The sequence below is a fragment of the Caballeronia fortuita genome (genome assembly GCF_001544835.2).
Lineage (GTDB): Bacteria > Pseudomonadota > Gammaproteobacteria > Burkholderiales > Burkholderiaceae > Caballeronia > Caballeronia fortuita.
Genome location: NZ_FCNX02000011.1, coordinates 195,024 through 218,545, shown reverse-complemented (window position 1 = coordinate 218,545; position 23,522 = coordinate 195,024). Strand labels below are relative to the sequence as shown.

At 60.5% G+C, this 23,522-nt stretch carries 20 protein-coding genes and 1 pseudogene; 9 read left to right on the top strand and 12 right to left on the bottom strand.

Features of this window, described 5'->3' with window-relative positions; all coding sequences use genetic code 11:
- Window positions 1-122 precede the first annotated feature (122 nt).
- From AWB77_RS21940 to AWB77_RS21925, 4 genes are all read right to left on the bottom strand, one after another.
- Window positions 123-488, bottom strand: coding sequence for a response regulator transcription factor (locus AWB77_RS21940; RefSeq protein WP_061136527.1), 366 nt, complete (start codon window positions 486-488; stop codon window positions 123-125).
- Between the two features lie 101 nt (window positions 489-589).
- Window positions 590-1,207, bottom strand: coding sequence for a response regulator transcription factor (locus tag AWB77_RS21935; RefSeq protein WP_074168932.1), 618 nt, complete (start codon window positions 1,205-1,207; stop codon window positions 590-592).
- Window positions 1,208-1,356: 149 nt separating this feature from the next.
- The gene (locus tag AWB77_RS21930) at window positions 1,357-2,121 is read right to left on the bottom strand and encodes a bestrophin-like domain (protein WP_082852712.1); all 765 of its coding nucleotides are present in this window, start codon (window positions 2,119-2,121) and stop codon (window positions 1,357-1,359) included.
- Window positions 2,122-2,155: 34 nt separating this feature from the next.
- The gene (locus tag AWB77_RS21925) at window positions 2,156-3,361 is read right to left on the bottom strand and encodes a hypothetical protein (RefSeq protein WP_061136526.1); all 1,206 of its coding nucleotides are present in this window, start codon (window positions 3,359-3,361) and stop codon (window positions 2,156-2,158) included.
- Window positions 3,362-3,584: 223 nt separating this feature from the next.
- Between AWB77_RS21925 and AWB77_RS21920 the strand changes: the two genes are divergently transcribed.
- Window positions 3,585-5,546 (top strand): alkyl/aryl-sulfatase, encoded by a 1,962-nt coding sequence (locus AWB77_RS21920; protein WP_061136525.1) that lies wholly within the window; start codon window positions 3,585-3,587, stop codon window positions 5,544-5,546.
- Between the two features lie 30 nt (window positions 5,547-5,576).
- Here the strand turns inward: AWB77_RS21920 and AWB77_RS21915 are convergent, their stop codons facing one another.
- Together AWB77_RS21915 and AWB77_RS35165 are read right to left on the bottom strand one after the other, a co-directional pair.
- Complete coding sequence (locus AWB77_RS21915) at window positions 5,577-7,517, bottom strand: sensor histidine kinase (protein ID WP_082852711.1); 1,941 nt, start codon at window positions 7,515-7,517, stop codon at window positions 5,577-5,579.
- 551 nt (window positions 7,518-8,068) lie between these two features.
- Complete coding sequence (locus AWB77_RS35165) at window positions 8,069-8,509, bottom strand: ABC transporter permease subunit (protein ID WP_244158603.1); 441 nt, start codon at window positions 8,507-8,509, stop codon at window positions 8,069-8,071.
- Between the two features lie 82 nt (window positions 8,510-8,591).
- On the opposite strand from AWB77_RS35165, the gene AWB77_RS21905 reads away from it, so the two are divergent.
- A complete protein-coding gene (locus tag AWB77_RS21905; protein WP_167354165.1) occupies window positions 8,592-10,475 on the top strand; it encodes an MHYT domain-containing protein in 1,884 nt (627 codons plus the stop codon).
- A 361-nt stretch (window positions 10,476-10,836) separates the two neighbouring features.
- Here the strand turns inward: AWB77_RS21905 and AWB77_RS21900 are convergent, their stop codons facing one another.
- The 5 genes and pseudogenes from AWB77_RS21900 to AWB77_RS35160 all read right to left on the bottom strand — a co-directional run.
- A complete protein-coding gene (locus tag AWB77_RS21900; RefSeq protein WP_061136521.1) occupies window positions 10,837-11,085 on the bottom strand; it encodes a hypothetical protein in 249 nt (82 codons plus the stop codon).
- 214 nt (window positions 11,086-11,299) lie between these two features.
- The gene (locus AWB77_RS21895) at window positions 11,300-11,557 is read right to left on the bottom strand and encodes a hypothetical protein (protein WP_061136520.1); all 258 of its coding nucleotides are present in this window, start codon (window positions 11,555-11,557) and stop codon (window positions 11,300-11,302) included.
- 162 nt (window positions 11,558-11,719) lie between these two features.
- Entirely contained in the window at window positions 11,720-13,231 is a 1,512-nt protein-coding gene (locus AWB77_RS21890) for a sensor domain-containing diguanylate cyclase (RefSeq protein WP_061136591.1), read from the bottom strand.
- A 314-nt stretch (window positions 13,232-13,545) separates the two neighbouring features.
- On the bottom strand, window positions 13,546-14,238 hold the full coding sequence (locus tag AWB77_RS21885) for a VIT1/CCC1 transporter family protein (protein ID WP_061136519.1): 693 nt from the start codon (window positions 14,236-14,238) through the stop codon (window positions 13,546-13,548).
- A 47-nt stretch (window positions 14,239-14,285) separates the two neighbouring features.
- A pseudogene (locus AWB77_RS35160) lies at window positions 14,286-14,564 on the bottom strand (cytochrome b); the annotation flags it as partial.
- 310 nt (window positions 14,565-14,874) lie between these two features.
- On the opposite strand from AWB77_RS35160, the gene AWB77_RS35955 reads away from it, so the two are divergent.
- The 7 genes from AWB77_RS35955 (at window position 14,875) to AWB77_RS21850 (ending at window position 22,209) form a co-directional block, all read left to right on the top strand.
- Window positions 14,875-15,186, top strand: a complete 312-nt coding sequence (locus AWB77_RS35955; RefSeq protein WP_157694867.1) for a hypothetical protein — start codon at window positions 14,875-14,877, stop codon at window positions 15,184-15,186.
- A gap of 249 nt (window positions 15,187-15,435) precedes the next feature.
- Complete coding sequence (locus tag AWB77_RS21875; protein WP_061136517.1) at window positions 15,436-16,392, top strand: LysR family transcriptional regulator; 957 nt, start codon at window positions 15,436-15,438, stop codon at window positions 16,390-16,392.
- Window positions 16,393-16,495: 103 nt separating this feature from the next.
- On the top strand, window positions 16,496-17,875 hold the full coding sequence (locus tag AWB77_RS21870; RefSeq protein WP_082852710.1) for an MFS transporter: 1,380 nt from the start codon (window positions 16,496-16,498) through the stop codon (window positions 17,873-17,875).
- A 125-nt stretch (window positions 17,876-18,000) separates the two neighbouring features.
- Complete coding sequence (locus AWB77_RS21865; RefSeq protein ID WP_063936535.1) at window positions 18,001-19,080, top strand: porin; 1,080 nt, start codon at window positions 18,001-18,003, stop codon at window positions 19,078-19,080.
- Window positions 19,081-19,132: 52 nt separating this feature from the next.
- Window positions 19,133-20,560: an amidase family protein gene (locus AWB77_RS21860; protein ID WP_061136590.1), complete on the top strand. Its 1,428-nt coding sequence runs from the start codon at window positions 19,133-19,135 to the stop codon at window positions 20,558-20,560.
- A 9-nt stretch (window positions 20,561-20,569) separates the two neighbouring features.
- The gene (locus tag AWB77_RS21855; protein ID WP_061136514.1) at window positions 20,570-21,742 is read left to right on the top strand and encodes a M20 aminoacylase family protein; all 1,173 of its coding nucleotides are present in this window, start codon (window positions 20,570-20,572) and stop codon (window positions 21,740-21,742) included.
- A 47-nt stretch (window positions 21,743-21,789) separates the two neighbouring features.
- Window positions 21,790-22,209, top strand: a complete 420-nt coding sequence (locus AWB77_RS21850; protein WP_061136513.1) for an Lrp/AsnC family transcriptional regulator — start codon at window positions 21,790-21,792, stop codon at window positions 22,207-22,209.
- Window positions 22,210-22,211: 2 nt separating this feature from the next.
- On the opposite strand, the gene ocd is transcribed toward AWB77_RS21850, so the two are convergent.
- On the bottom strand, window positions 22,212-23,279 hold the full coding sequence (ocd, locus tag AWB77_RS21845; protein ID WP_061136512.1) for an ornithine cyclodeaminase: 1,068 nt from the start codon (window positions 23,277-23,279) through the stop codon (window positions 22,212-22,214).
- Between the last annotated feature and the right edge of the window lie 243 nt (window positions 23,280-23,522).

The following is a 23,522-nucleotide window of genomic DNA, read 5'->3' as shown; positions in this document are numbered from 1 at the left end:
GGCACGTGTTCACATTCCTTCTTGAGAGGCTGCTGAGGGATGCGCAATGAGCCGGTCGACCCTGCGGCCCAACCGCGTATGAATCCAATGCAATGGACGGCTGCAGGGCAATGTTTTTTCGGTCAGCGCGTCCCTAACGTCGCTATGAGTTTTAGCAAGTCTGTGCCCGCGAAGGGCTTGACCAGAAAGTGCACACCGCCGGCGTTCGCTACCACCCGGCGCGTCGTCTCGCTGTCGTGCGATGTAATGAAGATGGCCGGAGGGCGCGGTTCGCGGAGTTGTGCGTACAGAGACGGCCCGGAAGCTCCGGGAAGCTGGACGTCCAGGACAAGGCAAGAAGCGCGCTCGATGCCGCTTGCGGCGTTGAGTGCTTCAGCGCTCTCGTAAGCAAGCGCGTTGTATCCCGCCAGCGTTAGCAGGCGTTGTAGCGCACGCCGCATGCCGTCATCGTCTTCGACAATGACGATCGTCTGTTTGGTATCGCTCATGGCCGGCCACGGGGAGATACGTCAAGTGTCGTGCCGGGCGCGCTGCCTGACTATCGGGATGAGGGGCAACGAAGTTGCCCTTGGGGGCAAGCCAAGTTCATCTACACATCCGCCGCGCGGGTAATCGGTTCCGCGCGTCGAATGAGATCTGCAAGTGAGTGTGCGTCAAACTTGCGCATGAGTTCGGCTCGACAAGATTTGATTGTTCTTTCGCTTAGGCCGAGTTCCGCGGCAATCTGTTTATTCAATTTGCCGGCGATGATGCCGCGTAACACGACTTGCTCGCGCTCGCTGAGCACAGCATCACTAGGCAACGGTGATTCATGTTCCACAGTAGCGCCGTCGGCTGCGGCGAGCGCGCTTTCGATAGCCGCGAGCAACGCTTGCGAATCGATGGGTTTCAAAAGAAAGTCGCTGGCACCAGCTTTTATAGCGAGGACCGTTTTTGGAATGTCCTGATAGGCGCTGATGAAAACGATCGGGATCGCGCGCTCCCTGCGTTGCAGCGCGTGCTGCAGTTCCAAGCCGCTGGGACCGGGGAGCTCCAAGTCCAAGAGTAAGCAGCCCGGAAGCGGATTGGGTTCTGCCACGAGGAAGTCGCCGGCGCTCGCATAGGCTTGCACCGCATAGCCGGCGTTCTTCAAGAGCCGTGACAAGGCGGTGCGCATGGCTTCGTCGTCATCCACGATGTGGACGACCGCTTCTGCATGATCGATCAACTCTCGTTTCCTCGCTTTGTCGTCATTTTCGTAGCATGTCAGATCACGCTCGCAGTTCACCGATTCGGCGCACCGCGTGTGTCGTTGCGTCCTCCCGCACTCACACAGATACCACAAGTTTCGGCGAGGCTGTGCGCCTCCCGATGCCGCTACTGGCTCGGGATCGAAGCCGCCGTCGCTATCAGGTTTTGCGGTTTCACCTGGATGAGGCCGTTTCGCGGGCTATCAATGTCCGCGATGAGTGTGAACGAAATCGAAACAATCAACGGCATGATGATGAGGAAGCGTCTCCCCGGTCTTGAACTTCGCGTGCCGTAGCCGATCAGGACGTTGCAGAAGAAACCGATGATGACCATGAGCGCCCATGCCGAGGGTGGGATATGGTTCCACCAGGCAGCTTGTGTATAGCCCTGCGTATTGATGACATCGTTCATTCCGGCGGTCGCAAGTGCGGTGAGCGGACTTGGTTGCGCGTTCGCGCCGGAGCGCGCGGCCGTCCAAAGGTTCGATTGCAATTGAGCCGTCGTCGTGCTGACTTGCTGCAGTTCGTCGCCGTCACCGGTTTGATAGAACTTGATTCGCTGATCGATATAGTGCCTCAGAAGAGTACGGATCTCCGAAGCCTGGGCTGCGGGAAGGAGTTCAGCGCGCAGCAACTCCGTTCCGATCGCATTCGCTTCCTCTTCTTCAAGGTTTTTGCGCTGATCGTAGCGTCCCACCGCCATCGAAAGGCTGAAGCCGATGATCAGAGCAAGAAGGGTTAGAGCCGCCGACTGAACGACTCCGAAGTCCTCACGCATGTCGTCTGCCATCGGCCGCGCTCGGCGTAATACTGAGCCGAGGTAGGCAGCTACGGACATCAGGAACAAAGTGAGCACGAGAAAGGTAATTGGATGGCTAACCAGCTTTGGCACGTTCGGCTCCTTCCGGGTCTGTGGCAGGTAGCGCTCAAAGAAGCGCCTTCACAATTTTTCCGATCACGGCGGGAAGGGGAAACTGCATGACGGCTATGAAGAGCATGGGTGCCGAGGCAGGCGCCACAATGGCCAGCAACCCGAGCTTGGTAAATGGAAAGGGCTTGATGCGACGGACCGCCTCATAGATGCTGTGCACGTCGGCGACGGGGCCGAGGTCCGGCGCGTCGAGGATCTCTGGCGACCCAATATCCTCGCCAGTGATCCAACGCCGGTGTACAAGCCGACCATGCCGTCCGACCAACGACCCATACTCGAGCGTGGCGCGGCGTTTGAGCCGGGTGAGCGTGAGCATAAGCGGCGCGAACGGAAGCAAAAGGACGATCGAGACAAGGGCGGCGGCGCCAAACAACAAACCCTTCATGGTCATCGGATCGACGCCATGGTAGACAACGTCGTGGGCGAACGCCGCAGCGACGACCGCGGAGACCGCGAAGGCGACAGGACTAAACATGAAGGCAATTCGTTCGACGAAGGCCAGTCCTCCGGCTCGATCGGGATGGGTCGGGACGAGCGAGAGTGGAAGTCTCGCCAGATTCAGCATCAAGATGAAGACGATGCAGGCCCGCCAGATCCACGCCAACACAATTGCGGTGAAGATCGGGCGGACAACGAGGATGAACCACCAACCCGCGAACGGAATTCGGTCGGACGTGCTGACCCAGCCAACGTCTTCTTTGGGGGAGAGGAGCACGCCGGCACTGGCCCACGCGACGACACAACCTAGAATCAAGACCCACGGCAAGACGCGACGCTTGAGGCGAACGACGCGCGCAATGGCCTCGTCGAATTTGGGCATGTCGGCGGGTAAAACGAGGCCCGTCTCCAGGAAGTATCGTAGGAACGGCCGAAACGATCGTTGCGCCGCATGCTCGGCGATGATGAGCAGCGGGATTGCAACAAGGCAGCGGACGTGGATGCCGAAGTGTGAGGCGAGCGAGTCCTCGCCATGAGTCAGCGACGCACGGCCGGTAGCAACTGCCCACAGAGCGATGGGAAGCCAGCAAATGGCTGCCAGGAATAGCGCGCGCCGGACGACGCCTAAACCTTCAGACGGTATCAGGCCGATTCGTCGCTGCAACCGAAAGGCTGCATCGTCTCGGACGATCGAGAACGCCAACGAGGGATGCTCAGATCCCGCACTCGAAGCGCCATCCGGCTGTTCGTCTGATGCGTGCATCTCCGACTCTCGATGAACGGTTTGTCGTGGAAATATGGCATCAGACGGTCGACCAATGCTATTGGGACGACGGGCAATCGAATTGCCCCCAGGGGCAATTCGATTGTAGGTGGGGAGCCGTTGCCCCAAGGGGCAATGCCGTTGCCCAATATCCCTATGGCGCTCCCCATCGTTGGCGTGAATGATTCTTACGTCGTCTCACCAATAGGGGTGGAGCATGTCCATGAAACTTCGCTGGGTGGTCGCTCTTACTGTCATGGCGATCGACGGGGCTATGACCGTGACGAGCGCCGCGCCCAACCCGGCGACCGACGCTACGCGCAAGGCCAATCAGGCAGTCGCCGACTATCTGCCGTTCTCGAACACCCAGGATTTCGAGGACGTGCGTCGCGGCTTCATCGCGGATCTGCCGAGTGCAGTGATCAAAGGCAGCGCCGGCAATACCGTTATCGATCTCTCCCAGTACGACTTTTTGCATCAGAATGGGCCGGCCCCCGCAACGGTGAATCCCAGCCTATGGCGGCAGTCGGAGCTGCTGTCGACGCGCGGACTCTTCAAGGTGGTCGATGGTATCTATCAGGTGCGCAACATCGACCTCGCGAACATGACCTTCATTCGCGGGAAGACGGGCTGGGTCGTCATCGATCCGCTGACGTCGACCGAGACCGCGAAGGCCGCGCTCGATCTGGTCAACGACAAGGTCGAGCGCTTGCCCGTGACCGGCGTGATCTTCACGCATTCGCATGTCGATCACTTCGCGGGTATCCGGGCGGTCGTCGACGAAGCGGACGCGCGCTCAGGCAAGATCCCGGTCGTCGCTCCGGAAGGTTTCATGGAAGAAGCCGTCAGCGAAAACGTCTTCGCCGGCAACGTGATGAGTCGGCGCGCGTCGTACATGTACGGCAATCTGCTGCCGAAGAATCCCGAAGGCACAGTCGGCGGTGGTCTCGGACTCACGACCGCGGCGGGCACCATCACGCTGTTCCCGCCGAACAAGATCATCGACAAGACCGGCGAGAAGATGACCATCGACGGCATCGACATCGTCTTCCAGATGGCGCCCGGCACCGAAGCACCCGCCGAGATGCTGTTCTACTTCCCGCAGTTCAAGGCAATCGACCTGGCCGAGGATGCCAATCACACGCTGCACAACCTCCTGACGCTGCGCGGCGCGAAAGTGCGCAGCGCGCAGAAATGGACGAGCACGCTCGACGAAACCATCGACATGTGGGGCAGCGACGCCGTCGTGTCTTTCGGCAGTCACCACTGGCCGCAGTGGGGCAATCAGCGCGTCGTCGAACATCTGGAGAAGCAGCGCGACCTATACAAGTACATCAACGACCAGGTGTTGCGCATGGCCAACCAGGGCTTGACGATGAACGAGATCGCCGAGCAGTTCAAGCTGCCCGACAGCCTCGCCAAGGAGTTCTACAACCGCGGCTATTACGGTGATCTCAAGCACAACGTACGCGCGACATACCAACTGTATCTCGGTTTCTGGGACGGCAACCCGGCGAACTTCAACCCGTATCCGCCGGCGGAAGAGGCCAAGAAGTACGTCGCCATGGTTGGCGCGGCCAAAATGATCGACACCGCGAAGGCCGCATACAGGCAAGGAGATTACCGCTGGGCTGCGACCGTTGCAAACAAGGTTGTCTTCGCCGATCCGCAGAATCGTGAGGCGCGCAGCGTCGAAGCAGACGCGCTGGAACAACTGGGCTATCAGGCGGAATCGGGACCGGCGCGCAACTTTTATCTATCGGGCGCGCAGGAGTTGCGCGGCGGTGTACAGAAGGCGGCGACCCCCAACACGAGTTCGCCCGACATCATTCGCGGCATGACGACGGATATGTTCCTCGACTTCCTGGCCATTCACCTCAACGGACCGCGAGCGGGCAACAAGTCATATGTCTACAATCTGAGCTTCCCTGACACGAAAGAGCAGTACGTGTTGACAGTGAAAAATGGGGTGATGAACTATCGAAAGAACAAGCAACTCGACAAGACGGACGGCACCGTCACGTTGAATCGCACAACGCTTGACGACATTGCCCTCGGAAAAATCAAGCTTGGCAATCTCGCCGAGAGCGGTCAGGTTAAGATCGATGGCGACTCGGCGATGTTCAAGGACATGCTCGGAAACTTCGACAAGTTTGATTTCTGGTTCACGATCGCCGAGCCTTGATATGCGGGTGGTGTACTCCGCATTCGTGGGTCACGTTTCACGCGCCGCATTACGAAGATGCAGATGCCGCGCGTGAGAACCACTTCGTCTTGCACACGGCAGCCATACGAGAAATGCGCTGCCGCCGCCCTCTCTGGATTGAGATGTGATGGTACCCCCATGACTCTCGACGATCGTCCGCGCGATCGAAAGCCCCAGCCCCATGCCATGTGCTTTGGTCGTGAAAAAGGAGTCGAAAAGCTTCGATCGCATTGCTTCGGGGATGCCGTGACCGCGATCTGCGACCGTCAGTTTGACGCCGTGATCGGCAGACTGCGTCATTACCGTGAGAATGCGCTTCGAGTTTTCCGTTTCATGCATTGCGTCCATCGCATTCACTGAGAGATTCAGAAGCACCTGCTGAAGCTGAACCCGATCGCCGACGATACCAGGACACGCTGTGCCAAGCTCCGATTGGATCGCGATGCGGCGGCGCCGAGCTTCAGGCGCCAACAATGTCAGGGTTTCGTCGACTGTCAGATTCAAGTTCAATTCGGCGAACTCGACGGGCTGCTTTCTTAGCAAATCGCGCAAGCGTTGTACAACCTGACTCGCGCGCACGGCATCACGGCGCACATCTGCGAGAATCTGCTGCAGTTCGGGCACCTCGGGCTCGCGATGCTCCAGGATTAATCCAGCCGCGTCGGCGTTGCTCAGAATGGCACCTAGCGGTTGACCGACTTCGTGCGCAATCGAGGCGCTCAACTCACCGGCAGACGAGATGCGTGCGGCTCTGGCGAGTTCGTTGGCACTTACCGTTGCGGCTTCTTCGGCAACTCTTCGCTTGCGATGCTGCCAGAGCAAGGCGGCAATTGTTAAGGCTTGCAGCGCCACCACAGCAGCCACGAAGAGAACAGTGCCTCGATACTGATTCCAGAGAGACCGAGGCACATTGAGTTGTTCACAGTCCTCTGGAATTAGGGAAGGGCGAACCGCCAACCTGTCGGCCTGGCCCCTGTCCACGATGCAATGAGAACGTTCCGTCGGCAAAGTCGCGCCGTGGGGCGAGACCTTGCCAAGCAAGATGGATGCGGCGAGCTCGCCGGCGCGACGTCCGTTGTCCTCGTAGCTTATGACCGCACCGCCTAGCAGACCTTGATTCAGGTAAGTCGGATACCACCCGTAAATCGGAGCACGCGACGCACGTGCGATCGGAGCGACAACTTCGAACGGGAAGAAGGTTCGACCTTCACGGTCGCGATACATCGTCGTGTAGATGACCGCTGCGGCGGACGGGTCAAGGTCACTCAGCCGGGTTTGCAATTCCCTTAGGGTCAGTCCGCTCCATACGTTGACATCCCATTTTCGGGATCGGCGCGAGCGAGCCGCCTGTTCGGCCAGCCGCGCGGTGAAGTCGTCGAAAATGCTGCTTCCTGCCACGATCACCAGGTGCGTCGCTTGCGGCTGGATTGCTTCCGCGAGTGCGATTGTATTGTCCGCGTCAAAATGCCAGGCGATATAAGCGAAATCTGGAGGCATTCGAGCGACACGGCTTTCGTCGATGCTTGTGATCAGGATGGATGCCTTGGGCCAGATGTCCTTGTGATATCGCGTGGTGAACTCGAGCGCGAAGTCGGCGATGCCAATCACCAGATCGATTCGTTTGTTCTCGTACTTCTTTTTAAGGAGCGCGAGAAACTGCGGAGTCAAGTCGTTCCTGTCGAATCGCAACTCGTCAAGAGAGTCGGTATAAAACTCGACGCCATCCGGTGCGGCTGCGGTCAGCGCGCTACGCAGCGCTCGAATTTGGATGGCTACCGCTGGCTGCGTAGGGTCGGCGCCCGGAAGAATAACGACTCGCCAACGCTCGCCGGCATGGACGGCCGTGGAGAAGAAGCCAAGAAGTAGTACCAGGCAGTATAAGCTCCAACGTCGCTGCAATTGTGCGGGGCAAAGCGATGCAACGCGCCGTGTCGCAGTTCCCTCTGGCATATCAACTCCGAAAGTTGGCGAGCCGATTTGGTCGTACGCACAATCGGAGCAGCCTGCGGTTTTTTCATGTCCGATGATCGTACGATGTCCAATATAGCGAGAAGCTTACATTGACCTTGGCTGCTGGCGGCGCTTTATGATCATGATCATGTCGGCGTTCAGCGCTGCGCGCGTGCGCCGTGCCTTCAAAGACCGCTTTACGTTTCATACAAGCCATCCACTATTGCGTGCGCTAGATAACCTCGAAGGGTGGGTCAGAGCCACTCAAGTCGCGCGGGTACCTCGCGTCAGTGGCTTAATATAACGCCGTCGTAGCGTTATTTCTTGGAGTGCTATAGATTACCTGTCCTTGCCAGCCGCCGTCCGCTCCGTCTCACTTGACAACTGGGCTGCCGGTTTGCGTGCCTCGGCGCGAAGTTCGTCGGGCAGCGGAGAAGCGCTTTGACTGCGAATGAAGCGTTCGAGCCGTTCAGAGGCCGGTTCGCTGCGGGGACGCGGTAACGGGTCTTTAACCTGCGGAAGATGCCGCTGCCGTGCCGCAACGCGTTCAGCTATGACGAGGACCCATACCGCCGGCCCGGAGCGGGCCTCACCGTCCAATGCTGCCGTGTCGACGAAGGTACGTTGAGCCCCGCAGCGGTGCAGAGCGACTGCCCGCGCTCCGTGGCCATTATCTCGACTGGGACGATCCGCAGGCGTCGTACGTTGATGCCGGAATACAGGGCGGCTTCACGGTTGCCGCCCGCAAAATAAGCCTTGCGGCCGAACACGGTTTTCGCCAGGACAAAATGGTTGACGACCGGCAGCACGACGAGAACCCAGATGGGTGTCGCGATACCAAGGAACGTGCCGTTGTCGAGGGCTGCGAAACGGACATCGTCGATCGGGGCGGCGGCATGAATATCGGTTAGTCTTACTTGGTCGGGAATCAATTGTCGCAAAATTCCCACAGAGAACCGGGGAGCTTTCAAAACGTCAACCGTAGAATCCAAGCACTTCGCCCAGTCACATGACCTCATGTCCGGATCTTACAGTCTTCCCTTAGTCTTTCTATCGATCTTGCTGGCGACTGCGATGTCTTTCGTCGCTTTGCGCATGGTCGACGCGCGGTCCTCGCAGGTTCACGGGACCAACGCGGTTTGGGTCGCGGTCATCGCGCTGGTATTGGGCACGGGGATCTGGTCGATGCATTTTGTCGGCATGCTGGCGTTCCGGTTGCCGGTACCCGTGGGCTTTGGCTTCACGACGACTTTGGCCTCGTGGGCGGCGGCCGTGCTCGTCTGCTGGCTAGGACTGACTTTCGTCACGCCACTCAATCCTTCGCGCGGTTCGGTGTTGGTCGGCGCAATGCTGATGGGCGTCGGCATCGCAGTCATGCATTATTCCGGCATGTCGGCCATGCAAATGAGCCCGCCGATTCGTTATAGACCGGTCCCCGCCGCATTGTCCGTGATCATCGGGATGGCCGCCTCCTATGTGGCGCTTCGAATGGTCACGCAGTTGCGGGCGACCGCACGTGCCAAGCGCGTGAAGCAAGTTGGCGCTGCGTGCGTGATGGGACTAGCGGTGTCCGGTTTGCACTACACCGCGATGGCCGCAGCGATATTCGCGCCCAACTGCATTAGCCGAGCCGCAACGGATTTCGACGAACGCAGTTTTGTGTTTGAGATCTTCATCGCCATTCTTGCGGTGCTTGGTCTGGCGTTGATGGCGGCGCTGGTCCAGACCCGTAAGGAAGCGCGTATTCGTCAAAACGAGCACTCGCGCGAACTGTCGCTGAGGTCGAACCAGTTGGTGGCGAGCGAGCAGCGCTTCAAGGCAGCGCAGGAAGTCGCGGTTGATCCTTTTGTGATTTTGAAGGCCGTCCGTGCGGGAACCACCGTCGCAGATTTTTCATTCGATTATGCCAATCCCGCCGCACTTCGCTTTTGGGGCGCCACCGAGCGCGACGTTATCGGGCAGCGGTTCTTGAGCCGCTTCCCGAGCGCACTGGCAAATGGTCTCTTTGCCGTCTATGCGCGGGTTCTGGCGGACGGCGTGCCGACGACGGTTGAACAGGAATATGTCGGGGACGGCATCTCAGGATGGTTTCGCATCACCTGCGTCAGGCTTTTCGACGGTGTTGCCATCACGTTTGCCGATATCACGGAACGAAAGGCGTTTGAGAAGCTCACCGCGATCATGCTGGATGAGCAAAGTCGGGCCCGTGAGCTTGCGGAGAAGGAAAATGTGACCAAAGACGCCTTCATTGCGGCAGTCAGCCACGAACTGCGGAATCCGCTCAATATCGTTTTGTCGTGGGTAGAAGTGCTGAAGCGCACAGCGGCGAGCTCGCCCTCGACGATCGACAATGCGCTCCGAAGAATCGAAGACAGCACCAGAGCGCAAGCCCGTCTGGTGAACGACCTGCTGGACGCGTCAGCGGTGGCCCAAGGCAAAGTGCATCTGGCGACGCAGCCAATAAATCTGGCAGAACTGGTTCGATTGAGCGTCGCGGACGCGGCAACCCTCGCCTCGAAGAACGGCATCACGGTGCGTCTTGAAACTGCGCACACCTGCGTGGTGGCGGGCGATGAACAGCGTCTTCGGCAAGTCTTGGCCAACGTGCTTCAAAACGCGGTGAAATTCTCGAATCACGGCGACGCTGTGACGGCGAGCGTCGAATGTCACGCGACACACGCCACGATCGAGGTAAAGGACAACGGGATGGGCGTCGATGCCGCGGCGCTCCCTCACATCTTTGAGCGCTTCGCACAGGCAGACACGGCCGACCCAGGCAGATTTCGTAGCGGAGTGGGACTGGGTCTGGCAATCAGCAAGCGCCTCGTGGAGGCGCACGGTGGCACAATCGAGGCTTTCAGCCAAGGGTTGGGAATGGGTACAACGGTGAGAATTTCGTTGCCCGTCACCGCGGACAGCCACGTCGGCAAAAGCGAGCGTTCCGCCGATTATTTTTAGGGAGCGACGCTAGCCATCGCGGCTGCCAATCAGTCGTCGATAACGTTCGATTGCGATCAGCGGGACGAGACTGTTGATGGCCTGTGAATCACGGCGCGTCTGAACAGAATAGACCTCTCGATTACGCTGCAGCGAGCGTCACCAGCGCAGTGGAAAAGCAGGCTTCCCGAATGCAATACCGCGCGGTCGAGTGCCTCTTCTTCAGTGCAGTACGTACCCCGCGTCTCGGAGGATGCAGCTCTCAGTGGGCGGTCGGAACGATTAAGTTTGCCGCGTAACCTCCGCTTTCCGCCCAGACCAGCTAAGGTCGTTTCATGAGATTTTTTTGGCACAAAACAGGCAACGCGAGGGGTCAGCCGGGTCAGCCAGGCGTGAAGACGCGTCCAATGAGCTCATCGAAGGTTCTTTCGTCAGCAGTGGCGATCGCGACCACCATTTCCATGAATGCAGTCGTAGGAGCGAGTTCCCGGGCGAGCACGCGTGCTGTCCGAAGTGAGATCGAATTGATCCTCGCCCCGTTTTCGTCGACGAGCTCGAATACGAATCGATGTAACTCGTCGGTCAATTCAGGGTCCGCTTCGTGCAAAATGATCCTTGCTGTAACATCCACGCGATTCCCCGGCCGGTCTCTTTTGTTAATCCGCGGTGCAAAAAATATTCCACCTGGAATTTGCGTTCATAAGATGGGCCGGAATGAAAGAAGCTCAGCGAACCCTGCCTCAATAACGAAAGCCGTCCGTGCATCGATGCGATGATGAGTCGTCCCCGAGCAACCTTTCTGCTCGGCGCTTTTAACCTCGTTGGCGATTTTTAGTTTTTTCGTTTCACGAGAAGTCGAGGGGAGATCCGAGAGCGGGCGCTGCCGTATTGCCGTGTCGACGCATGTAATTGCGCAAGGCGCGCAACAGCAGCTCCTTAATGACCTTCTCACAGGCGCCGTCACCGGCTTTCAAAAACAGCTCGGAGAGGGCTGCGTCGGTGAGGGTGCCGATGCCCACGTGGTTATTGAAACGAAAGCCGAAGAGAATCCAGTCACCTGCGGTTCTTTCATTGATAAACCAGACGTCGTCCACTTCTTTCATATCTCTTACTCGTACAGGACGAATATTTGGCGTCGTGCGTCGTTGTTGTTGCCGGCGGTTAGAACTGACCCACCAAGCCTTCAAACGGTGCAGGGGTCGATGTCGTTGACCGGCTCTCTTTAGACGAGATGCCCGTGCAGCAGCAGAAAAATCATCGCAGTCTCAAGACGCTGCGACTTTGTTGCGGCCGGCGGCCTTCGCGCTGTACAGCGCCTCATCGGCGGCTCGGATCACGGTGCTGACATCGCCTTCCTGCTCCGGTACCCAGCTGGCGGTTCCAATGCTGGCGGTAACGCGCCCGTATTCGCTAGCTGCGTGTTCGATCGCCAGTTCACTAATGGCCGTGCGGATCGTCTCGGCGATCTGCACGGCGCCGTCCGGCGAGGTGTCGGGCAGCACCACCACGAATTCCTCACCGCCATAACGGGCCGCCGTGTCGGCGGGCCGCCGGAGAGTCCCGCTGATGCACCGCGCGACCGCGGCGAGCGCATCGTCGCCGGCCTGGTGGCCGTAGGTGTCGTTGTAGGCCTTGAACCGGTCGATGTCGACAAACAGCAGAGAGAGGGTACTGCGCGTGCGGCGCGCCCGGCGCCACTCCTGCTCAAGGATCTCACCGAGGGTGCGACGATTATTGAGGCCGGTCAGCCCGTCCGTTCTCGCGAGCATCTGCAGTTGCGACTCCGCGCGCATCCGGCGCCGCAACTGTGCTCCGAGCAGGACTGAAAGCAAGACGAATCCCAGACCGAGTGCGCCCGTCAGTGAGCCGATGATCAGCGCGCGCGTCCGCCACGCGGCATAAATATCCTGTTCGGCCTCGGCGACCATGATGATCAGCGGCACATCGGGCAGGTTCTTGAAATAGTAGAGCCGGCGCACGCCGTCGATCGACGCCGTTTCGGAAAACGTACCCTCCGGCGCGATGCGGAATCGCCGGAATGTCGCAGCCTGGCTAATGTCCCGGCCAATAATGCGCACGTCGAACGGCTGGCGCATGACCATGATGCCGTCCTTGCCGATCAGCGACATCGAGCCGTGGGGCCCAAGCTTCAGACCGGCGAACAGCTCGTGAAAATACTCAAGGTTAATGGCGATCACCACGATGCCGGCAAAGGAGCCGTCCGGACGCGAGATCCGGCGCGTGAGTGCGATGCTGGGAGTGCTGCCGCGCAGGCGTGACGCGTACGGATCGCTCACGTACAGCCCGACGTTCGGGTGGTCGCGGTGGATCGTGAAGTATTCGCGATCGGCGAAGTTCCCCTGACGCGGCACATCGCCCGCCGAATCCAGGACGACATTGCCGTCCGCGTCCAACACCAGCATCGAGCCAAGAAACTGGGCTGTCATCGCGTGATCGAACAGCACGCCGCGCCGCAAGGCCGGAGACGCGGCCATCACCTCGGGGCGTTGCAGACCCTGAATCACCGCCTGCAACGACAGGTCATACAACTCAAAATTGCGTTTGATGTCGCGCTCGGCGATGAGACCCAGATTGCGCGAGGTTTCACGGGCGCGGTCAAGCGCATCCTGCCGACTCTGGTACAGCACCGTCGCGCACAGGCCAACCAGCAGCAGCGCGATGAGGGTCCCGCCAAGGACGATGGCATGGGGCGCTGATAACGCGTATTGTGTGAATCTGCTCGCTCGCCAGAGACGTTTCCTGTCTTCCTTCTTCACCGATTCTCCATGTATCGGTCGACGTACGGACGGCTGCCCGCCAGTTCCGCCCATGATCATCAGAGCACTGCCCAGGTTACCAATGCGGCATCGACCGAAATGCTGCCGACCCGACGCCGCAATGGCGACTCGACATCCGCTGCGAGCCAAAAGCGTAAAGCACGGGACGCCACCGGATGGCCTCTCTCCGTTTATCGGCCTCGGTACAACGGACTTAACCCCGCTAGCGTGGGTGCGTCGTGATACGAACCAAAGCCTTAGCACATATTACCGACAGCCGTTGCCGGTCATGTCACTCAACCGGTGCGGCACGCTCAGGTCGCACCAAACAGGTTGCCGATGCCCGATGCGACGCCCATGGATAGCGCGCTCCAGAACATGACCCTGAGCATGCCCGGCATCAACGGTGCGCCGCCGGCCCGCGCTGCCAAGCCGCCCAGGGTCGCGAGAAAAAGCAACGAGGTTCCCGCGATCGCCGGAACGGTCCACCGATCCGGCGATATCGTCGTCACAACGAGTGGTAAGGACGCGCGCACCGCAAAACTCGATGCGGAAGAAAGCGCCGCCTGTAAAGGCTTAGCTGTGGTGATCTCAGTTATGCCGAGTTCGTCGCGGGCATGCGCGCCAAGCGCGTCGTGCGCCATCAATGCGTGGGCGACCTCGTCAGCAAGCTCCCGCTCGAGCCCCCGCCGCTCGTAGATTGCCGCCAGTTCACGATGCTCGTGGGGGCCATCGTTTTCGAGCTCTGCCTTTTCCTCAGCCAACGCCGCCTTTTCGGTATCGGCTTGCGACGATACTGAAACGTATTCACCGGTCGCCATCGACATTGCTCCAGCGATAAGTCCTGCCACGCCGGTAAGTAATAAATTTCCGTGAGAAGCGTGCGCCGATGCGACTCCGATGATCAGGCTGGCCGTCGAAATGATGCCGTCATTCGCACCAAGGACCGCCGCTCGGAGCCAACCGATTGACTTTATCTTGTGAGATTCCCGATGTCCTCTCGTCATGTTTCCGGATCTGTGTTAGTTGTCGGCTCATGGTTCACATGCTGTGCTCAGGGTAACATTCGACGCACCACGCCATCGCGGAGAACAAAGTGGTGGAACAATGCTGCCGCAACATGAAGGCAAATGAGCCCGGGCAGCAGCCATGCGAGGATGCCATGGACGTCTCCCATCCGGTGACCAAATGGCGAGCCAGTTGCGGAAAGGCTCGGATAGGGGACGATCTATCCCTGCCGATCTGACAGTCCACGCGATAATGCATTGATCCATCCCAGCAGCGGGACTGCCACGAGCGCTGCATAAAGCAGAAAATGAGTGGTTGTGCCGAGCGGATAGCCCGCGTTATTGACGAGCGGTGGGCTGGCGGCTAGCGGACGTTTTGGACAATCATCGGGGCGTTCAGCCCCACGCCGCATCGAACAGTTCAATCTGGCCGTAAGTCAGATGGACAAAGTCACGCAGCAAGACGCCGCGATTGACGAACAGGCCTCGGCGGCGGCGCACGTCGGCGGGGAGGATATTGGCTCTTTCGACGGATACGAGAGCCCTGAGGCTCTAGAGGAGGCCGCGCGGGAAACGGGCACTTACCAGGACCGTGGAAGTGTATTAGGCCGTCCAAGTCGAGCACGAGGAGGAATAATGGAACAAGAAAAAGACCAGCCGGTGATCCTGCGTATATACCGCCTCCCGAGCGGCCTATGGGGTGGTCGGCTCTCGGCGGGGGAAGATGACATTGGCGAGTTAGGGGCTTTTCAGTCCACGAAGGCGGTCGAGCAGGCCGCCGCGGATACCGGCCTTTACCCCGATCGTGCAGAGATAGAAGAGGACTCATACACCTGCCCCCCACCACAGCGAACCGGCTCGCCTCCAGGCTCGTTTGACGTTGCCATAACGCCGTCATGTCGTTCCGAAACCCGGATGAAGGCCTTCGGCTTGCCCAACATTGGTTGAGGAAAACCGGTACAGGCCATCGCCGCTTGCTTGCGTCGGCTGTCGACTACCGAACGCCGCCACAATCCGTAGCAATCGCGTAGAGAGTGCTCGAACGATAGGCCATCTAGTCGCGGCTGCTGGCTCTGGCGAATGGTTCGAACCTTCCACAGACACGTGGCGAAAAAAATGCCAAGCAACAAGCACGGTCGGGAATAAGCGGCTCGTAATACTATTACCGCTTGTTTGAGACGTTTCCCCGGTTGATCAATGAAATTTCAACATCTGCGTTGTTTCATCCACGTCGCCGAGAAAGGCAGCATGCGTGCGGCGTCCGAGCACTTGGGCCTTTCAGCGACAGCTGTAAGCCTCGCGTTGCGCGAACTGGAGCGGCATACGGGGGCGCCGCTCTTCTCGCGTCAACCACAGGGCGTGCTTCTAACTTATGCAGGGCGGCGATTACTCGCGCATGCCAGACTAATTCTCGCCCAGGTGGAACGCGCTGAAGAAGAGATCGAGCAGATCCAGGGTCTGACCGGTGGCGCAGTGACGATCGGTGTCACGCCCTGGGTATCGCAGACTATATTGCCGTGCGCGCTCGGCGATTTTCAGCGCATGCGCGCGGATGTGCGACTGGACGTGGCGGAAGCCATCGGTACATCGCACGAAGGGCTACGCGACGGCTCTCTTGACTTCACCATCGGCCTTTCCGCACCGAAGGCCCTCAGCGCCAGCTTTGTGTCGCGCGATCTGTTCAAGTGCGGCCTGGCCATTGTCGCACGTATCGGTCATCCGCTCGAGCGAGCAACCTCGCTGCATGAACTCGATGGGCAGAACTGGGTCATGACGATGCGCGAGGATATGCACGAGCAGCGCCACAGCAACATGCTCAAACGATATGGCGTGAAGCTGGCGGCAAATCAGGTTCACTACGCGCGGTCCACGCTTGTCTCCATCGCGATGATGGAAGGCAGCGACATGCTTACGGTGTGTCCGTGGCCGCTTGTCGAGTCGCCGCTGATGCGTTCGCGCATGATCGCGCTGCCGATTCAGGACGAACTGCCCGAGATGACGACGAGCCTCCTCATGCGCCGCGGCGATACGCCCAGCACGGCGGCCCAATTGATGATCGAATGCTTTGTTGAGGCCGCGCGAGCCTGTCAGCAAAGTGCAGAGCCGTCCATCAGGCGCATGATGAGCTCGGTCGAGTTCGTCGAGCAGGATTAGTCGAAGCTCTGGGTGTAAAGCAAAACTTGACGCCAAATTGTTTTGTTGGCTAGGAGCTTGAGAAGCACCGAACTACGATCGTGACAACGGTTTGACGCCGCACATGGCGCGAACCCTCTCGACTACCTGTCACGGGGCGAAAATGGCATCACAAGCGGCAAGACCAGGCACGACTCCAGATCCATCTATCGATCCGCGCGCCCGTCGCCGCGCAATTGTCTCGTCGGTCATCGGAAACGGCCTCGAGTGGTTCGATTTCGGCATCTACAGCAGTTTCTCAATCATCATCTCGCGGCTTATGTTTCCGCCGCAAAGCGGCACGGCAATGATGCTGGTCGCATTCGCGTCGTTCGGGCTCGCCTTCATCGTGCGGCCGGTGGGTGGCGTCCTGCTGGGCATCTGTGCCGACCGTGCCGGCCGTAAGGCCGCGCTCTCGGCAATTATCATGATGATGTCGGTCGGCACTTTGCTGATCGGGATCACGCCGTCGTTCGCGAGCATTGGTATCGCGGCATCGGTGATCATTGTCGGGGCGCGCATGTTGCAGGGGTTCTCGGCGGGCGGCGAGTTCGCGAGCGCCACTGCCATGCTGCTGGAGTACGCGCCGCGCGGACACCGCAACCTGATCGGCAGCTTCCAGGCGTGCTCTCAGGCGCTTTCGTTCGCGCTCGGCGGCGCAGCGGCGTATCTGCTGCTGCACAATCTGACGCCCGCCGCGCTCGATAGCTGGGGTTGGCGTCTGCCGTTCCTCTTCGGCGCGCTGATCGGGCCGATCGGCTACTACATCCGCTCGCGCGTCGACGAGTCGCCCGAATTCGCCGCACTGATCGAACAACGCCGCCATGTGCGGGCCGAGCGTCTCTCCCTGCTGCAGATCGTGCAGCGCTTTCCGCGCGAACTGCTCGGCACGCTCGGGATCGTCGCCGTGTGCACGACTTCGTCATATGTCGGGCTCATCTACATTCCACTCTTCGCCGGCAGTCAGCTCGGGCTTGACCCGAGCGCGGGACAGCTTGGCATGCTGGCCGGCGCGCTCGTGCTGCTCGTGATGTGTCCCATTACTGGCCTGCTCGCGGATCGTTACGGCCGTCGCCGTGTCATGGTGCCGGCGATGCTTGCGTACGGTGTGCTGGCGTGGCCGCTTCTGTCCTCGCTCGTCAACGCGCCGAGCACGATGAACCTGATTCGCTTTGAACTGGTCAGCGCGATGCTCATGGCCTTTTTCTGGGGCCCGTCCGCCGCAGCGCTCGCGGAGGCCTTTCCGGTGCAAATCCGCTCGACCGGCATGGCGATCGTCTACAACGTCGGCGCGATGTGTTTCGGCGGACTGGCGCCACTCATCAACGCATGGCTGACCCGCATGACCGGCGACCGATTAGCACCCGCCTGGTATATCGCCGCGAGCGTGTTGCTCGGTACGCTCGGCGTGCTAGCCATGACGCAGCGACGCGCGGAACTCCACGAGGCGCAGCAGCACGCCTGAACATCGCGGTCCGACTCATCCATCTATTTCCGAACACACTTCGGCGGCGTCATGGCCGTCCGATGCGGGCGCGCCTGCGCTCGCGTTTCTGAACGCCTTCAATCAAAACCACGGAGACCGTTTCTGTGAGACGTCCTATCGCAGCGCTGCTTTTATTGGCTGGCATCACGCATCAGGTTTATGCGCAATCGACGGTGACGTTGTTCGGCAGCATCGACAACGGGATCACGTACGTTAACAACTACGGCGGCCATTCGGTCGTGAAGATGCAGGACGGAGTCAACAAGGCCAATGCCCTCGGCTTCCTGGGCTCGGAAGATCTCGGCGGCGGCATGCGCGCGTTCTTCAAGCTCGAAAACGGCTTCAATGCGAACACGGGTGCCTTAGGACAGGGCGGCTTAATGTTCGGCAAGCAGGCCTATGTAGGCCTCGGACATCGAACTTTCGGCGAGATCACGCTGGGCCGGCAGTACGACTTTACGGTGCTGCTCGAACGCTATCTGCCGTGCCTGAACTGCGGACTGTACGGCGTGCAGAACGCGGACTTCGATCGCGTGTCGGGCGAGCGCCTGAATAATGCGGTGCAGTATTCGACGCCCGTCGTCGCGGGATTCAAGGCGGGCGCGATGTACGCGTTCGGGCAGAACGCGGGCGCGTCGTCGACGAATCTCGGCCGCGCGATCAGCGCGAACGTGCAGTACACGTACGGGCCGTTTTCGGCGGCCGTCGTGCTCACCGACATCAACCAGGCGCCGACTTTCGCCGGCCTGCTCGGAACACCGACGGTGCTGGGACAGCGCGTGGCGCCTACCGCACTGTTTGTCGTCGACAAGCAGCGCATCCTCGGCATCGGCGCGTCCTATGCGTTCGCCAGCGTGACTGCGCTCGCGCTCTACACCAACACGCGTCTTGAACTGGCGGGACGCTCATCGACAGATCAGGTGCTGCATATCGGCGGCGACTGGCACGTTCGTCCCGATCTCGTGCTCGCGGCAAAGCTCTCCTTCGACCGTTTCGAGGACTCGCGCTGGTACACGGCGACGGCAGGCCTCGACTATCTGCTCTCCAAGCGCACCGACGTCTACATCGACCTCGACGCGCAAAAGGCGAGCAGCCCGGGCACGGTGGCGTCGATCGCGCTGACCGCGCCTTCGTCGACTAGCCGGCAATTCGTGTCGCGAATCGGCGTTCGGCATCTCTTCTGATGCGCGGCCGACGCGGGCTTCTGTTTCATTGAGGACTTCAACGATGGGAAACATGCAAAAGGGTTTTGAGGATGCGACGTTGTCGACTGACATCTGGCGCTGGCATGCGTGGCAGATCGCGAATGCGATTGCCAACGGCGTGGTATCGAGCCGGGATGCAGTGACGAGTTGCCTGCAACGCATCGACGCGGCCAATCCGCGCATTAATGCATTGACGCAGGTGAATCGCGAAGCGGCATTGCGCGCAGCGGACGAAGCCGATGCGCGCCGCGCCGCGGGCGCGCCGCTCGGTCCGCTTCACGGCGTGCCGGTGACGATCAAATGTAATGTCGACGTGATGGGCGAGCCGACCACGCACGGCGTCGTCGCGAAGCGCGATCTGATCGCGCAGACGCATAGCCCCGTTACGGCGAACCTGCTCGATGCAGGCGCGGTGATCGTCGGGCGCACCAACACCCCGGCGTTCTCGATGCGCTGGTTCACAGAGAACGCGCTGCACGGCCGCACGCTCAATCCGTGGCGCGACGACGTCACGCCGGGCGGATCGTCGGGCGGTGCGTCGGCGGCCGTGGCGGCGGGCATGTGTCCGGTCGCTCACGGCAACGATCTGGCGGGTTCGGTGCGCTATCCGGCGTATGCATGTGGCATTGCTGGCCTGCGTCCCACGGCGGGGCGCGTTCCTTCGTTCACGCCAAGCTCAGGCGAGTTGCGCACGTTCGCCGCGCAGTTCTACGCAGTGCAGGGACCGCTCGCGCGCTCGGTGCGCGATCTGCAACTAAGTCTCGGAGCGATGTCGGCGCGCGATACGCGCGACCCTAACTGGGTGCCCGCGCCGTTGACAGGTCCAGCCATCGACGGCCCGGTGCGCGTCGCGCTGGTCGACGAGATCGAGGGTTTGCCGATCGCGCCTGGAGTTCGCGACGCAGTGCAGCGTGCGGCGCGCTGGCTCGAAGACGCCGGCTACATCGTCGAGCGCGCTGCGCCGCCTGACATGCGCGAAGGCTTCGACATCTGGATGACGATCGCGATGACCGAGATTGCGACAGGCTTTGCGCAGACCGTCGACGAAGACGGCGACGACGGCGCGCGCGATGCGCTGCGCTCGATGCTTGCGCGCTTCGGCAATGAAACATCGCTCGAACGCTACATTCAGGGCTTTGCGCGTCGCGACCGCCTGCGCCGCCGCTGGAATGCGTTCCTTGAAACGTATCCGCTCGTGCTGATGCCGACCTCGCTCGAAATGCCGTTCAGGTGGGGCATGGATCAGGAAGGACCGGAGACGATGTCACATATTCTCGATGCGCAATTGCCGCTCAAGCTGATCGCCGCGCTGAACCTGCCGGGCCTGAGTGTGCCGACCGGATTGCATGACGGCGTGCCAGTGGGCGTGCAGATCGTGTCGCGCGCCTACCGGGAGGATCTGTGCCTCGCGGCGGGCGAGGCGATCGAGCAACGTGCGCACATGCCGTTCGCGTTTTGAGGGCAGGCGATGACACATCCGATCCTCAAATCGATGCGCGACTACGCGGATGAATTCATCGCGCTTCGGCGCGATATTCATCGTCATCCGGAACTCGGTCTCGAAGAGACACGTACCTCGGCACTGGTCGCAGAGCGCCTGAGTGAATGGGGCTACGACGTGCATCGCGGCATCGCGAAAACGGGCGTCGTCGCGACGCTCACGCGCGGCAGCGGTCGCAGGCGTCTGGGCCTGCGCGCTGACCTCGACGCACTGCCGATCCGTGAGGCGACCGGCCGTCCGTGGCAAAGCATTCACGACGGCATCATGCACGCATGCGGCCACGACGGCCACACCGTGATGCTCCTCGCTGCCGCACGCTATCTTGCGGAACGGGGCAAGTTCTCAGGCACGCTGCATCTGATCTTTCAACCGGCTGAGGAGCATCCGGGCGGTGCGAAGATCATGATCGAGGAAGGGCTCTTTGAACGGTTTCCCTGCGACGCCGTCTTCGCAATGCACAACATGCCGGGCATCGAGCAGGGGCGCCTTGTGTTTCGCGAAGGGGCGATGATGGCGTCGAGCGACGACGTCACGGTCACGCTCACCGGACGCGGTGGTCATGGCGCAATGCCGCATCGCGCGGCCGATCCGGTCGTGGCCGCCGCGAGCATCGTCATGGCTTTGCAGACCATCGTCTCGCGCAACGTCGACCCGCGCATGACGGCCGTCGTCACGGTGGGCGCGCTCGTCGCGGGGCGCGCGAACAACGTCATCCCCGACAGCGCGCGCATGGAGCTGAGCGTGCGCGCGCTCGACCGCGACGTGCGCGATCTGCTCGAGACGCGGATCCGCTCGCTCGTCGAGATGCAGGCGGGAAGTTTCGGCGTTCAGGCGCAAGTGCAGTATAAGCGCGACTATCCGGTGCTCGTCAACACGTCAACCGAGACTGCGTTCGCGTGCGAGACCGGCGTCGCGCTGCTTGGCGCCGCGCGCGTCACGCCGCACGGAGAAGCGCTGACGGGCAGCGAGGACTTTGCCGTGATGCTTGAACATTGCCCGGGAAGCTATTTGTTGATCGGGAACGGCGCGGGCGAAGAAAGCTGCATGGTGCACAACCCCGGCTACGACTTCGACGACGACAATGTGATCATCGGCGGCGCATACTGGGCGCTGCTCGCCGAGCGCTATCTGACAGACTAACAAGACACAAATAACGGGTGGCAAGGCTGCCCGTTTGTACATGCATCATGGACGAAATCGACAAGAAGCTTATCGCGCTCCTACGCGCCGATGCGCGCACGTCTGTCGCCACGCTTGCCGCAAAGCTCGGCATCGCGCGCGCGACGGTGACGGCGCGGCTGCGCAAGCTGGAAGACGAACGAGTGATTGTGGGCTACACCCTCCAGTTGCGGCCCGAAGCGGAGCCGGACCACATTCGGGCATGGATGGGTGTGCAGGTCGACGGCAACCGCACGCACGAGGTAATCGCAAGCCTGTTGGGTGACCCAGCCGCGATTGCGTTGCACGACACCAACGGGCGCTGGGATCTTTGGGCGGAGCTACGTGCGCGTTCGCCCGCGGAATTATCGCAGGTGCTCGAACGTGTACGACTGATCAAGGGAATCCGCCACACGGAAACGAGCATCCTGCTTAAGAGCTATCGCTAGTCTTACGCGAACGCGCTTTCAGTTGCCGCATGCGCAGATTCTGCTGCCAGGGAGCCGAAGAGATTCTTTGGATCATCCAGCGCGGGTATTAGCTGAATCTTCCGGCCGATGCCGAGATCCATCGCCATGTCCCGGATGAAGGTCAGTGCTGAATAGTCTTCGAGCGCAAAGCCGACCGAGTCGAACACTGTGACTTGCGAATCGCTTGTGCGTCCCGGTGCCTTCTTCGACAGCACTTCCCACAGCTCCGTCACGGGAAAGTCCGGCACCATCTGCTGAATGTCACCCTCGATGCGCGTCTGCGGCGTGTATTCGACGAATACGGCCGCGCGTTCAAGCACATCGGCATGAAGTTCGGTCTTGCCGGGGCAATCGCCGCCGACCGCGTTGACATGCATGCCCGCGGTGACCATATCGGGCGTGAGAATAGTCGCGTTGACTTTGTCGGCGGTGACGGTCGTGATGATATCTGCGCCTTGCGCCGCTTCCCTCGCACTCTGGCAGACGATCACCTCGATGCGTTGCTCTGCAAGATTCGCAAAGAGCTTCGCGGTCGCAGCAGGATCGACGTCATACACGCGGACTGTGCGGATGCCAAGCAGGTCGCGGAACGCGATCGCCTGAAACTCGCTCTGCGCGCCGTTGCCGATTAGCGCCATCACGCGGCATTCAGGCCGTGCGAGCGCGCGCGCGGCGAGGGCGGACATGGCGGCGGTGCGAATCGCGGTGGTGAGTGTCAGTTCGGAAAGTAGGCGAGGCGCGCCCGTATCGACATCGGCGAGCACGCCGAATGCCATCACCGTGGGCAGGCCCCCTTGCGTGTTTTTTGGATGGCCGTTGACGTACTTGAAGGCGAACTCGCGATCATCGGCAATGGGCATCAATTCGATCACGCCGTCGCGTGAATGGCAGGCGACGCGTGCGCTTTTGTCGAACTGCGGCCAGCGGCAGAAATCGCGCTCGATGCGATCGGCGATGCCCGCGATGCAGCGCGAGAGACCGACACGCTGAACGATGTTCACAACGTCGTCAGCATCGAGGTGAAGCATAGGTGGAAGAGAAGATGGCATGGAGAACACTCCTGGCTGTTTGACCAAGAGTAGTTTCTCAAGAAGACACGTCGCTCAATAGCCAACAATGTGCGCAGTCTTGAACGTCGACTGAGCAACATGTACCGTGGATTCTTCCATAAGGCTCAAGTAGGCACGCGTATAGAAAACCGCGATCGCGTGGATAAGCTAAGCCGCGGTTGCCATCACGGAGTCGTCCGCTCGGAACTTGAAAACCGCCGTGCAACAAGACCGGTGGCGATA

Coding starts and splice junctions, on each gene's coding strand:
- AWB77_RS21875 (WP_061136517.1), top strand. CDS start 15,436: ATGAAATTTCAACATCTGCGTTGTTTCATCCACGTCGCCGAGAAAGGC.
- AWB77_RS21860 (WP_061136590.1), top strand. CDS start 19,133: ATGCAAAAGGGTTTTGAGGATGCGACGTTGTCGACTGACATCTGGCGC.
- AWB77_RS21885 (WP_061136519.1), bottom strand. CDS start 14,238: ATGACGAGAGGACATCGGGAATCTCACAAGATAAAGTCAATCGGTTGG.
- AWB77_RS21920 (WP_061136525.1), top strand. CDS start 3,585: ATGAAACTTCGCTGGGTGGTCGCTCTTACTGTCATGGCGATCGACGGG.
- AWB77_RS21895 (WP_061136520.1), bottom strand. CDS start 11,557: ATGAAAGAAGTGGACGACGTCTGGTTTATCAATGAAAGAACCGCAGGT.
- AWB77_RS21925 (WP_061136526.1), bottom strand. CDS start 3,361: ATGCACGCATCAGACGAACAGCCGGATGGCGCTTCGAGTGCGGGATCT.
- AWB77_RS21850 (WP_061136513.1), top strand. CDS start 21,790: ATGGACGAAATCGACAAGAAGCTTATCGCGCTCCTACGCGCCGATGCG.
- AWB77_RS21855 (WP_061136514.1), top strand. CDS start 20,570: ATGACACATCCGATCCTCAAATCGATGCGCGACTACGCGGATGAATTC.
- AWB77_RS21915 (WP_082852711.1), bottom strand. CDS start 7,517: ATGCCAGAGGGAACTGCGACACGGCGCGTTGCATCGCTTTGCCCCGCA.
- AWB77_RS21940 (WP_061136527.1), bottom strand. CDS start 488: ATGAGCGATACCAAACAGACGATCGTCATTGTCGAAGACGATGACGGC.
- AWB77_RS21870 (WP_082852710.1), top strand. CDS start 16,496: ATGGCGCGAACCCTCTCGACTACCTGTCACGGGGCGAAAATGGCATCA.
- AWB77_RS21905 (WP_167354165.1), top strand. CDS start 8,592: ATGTCTTTCGTCGCTTTGCGCATGGTCGACGCGCGGTCCTCGCAGGTT.
- AWB77_RS35955 (WP_157694867.1), top strand. CDS start 14,875: ATGGAACAAGAAAAAGACCAGCCGGTGATCCTGCGTATATACCGCCTC.
- ocd (WP_061136512.1), bottom strand. CDS start 23,279: ATGCCATCTTCTCTTCCACCTATGCTTCACCTCGATGCTGACGACGTT.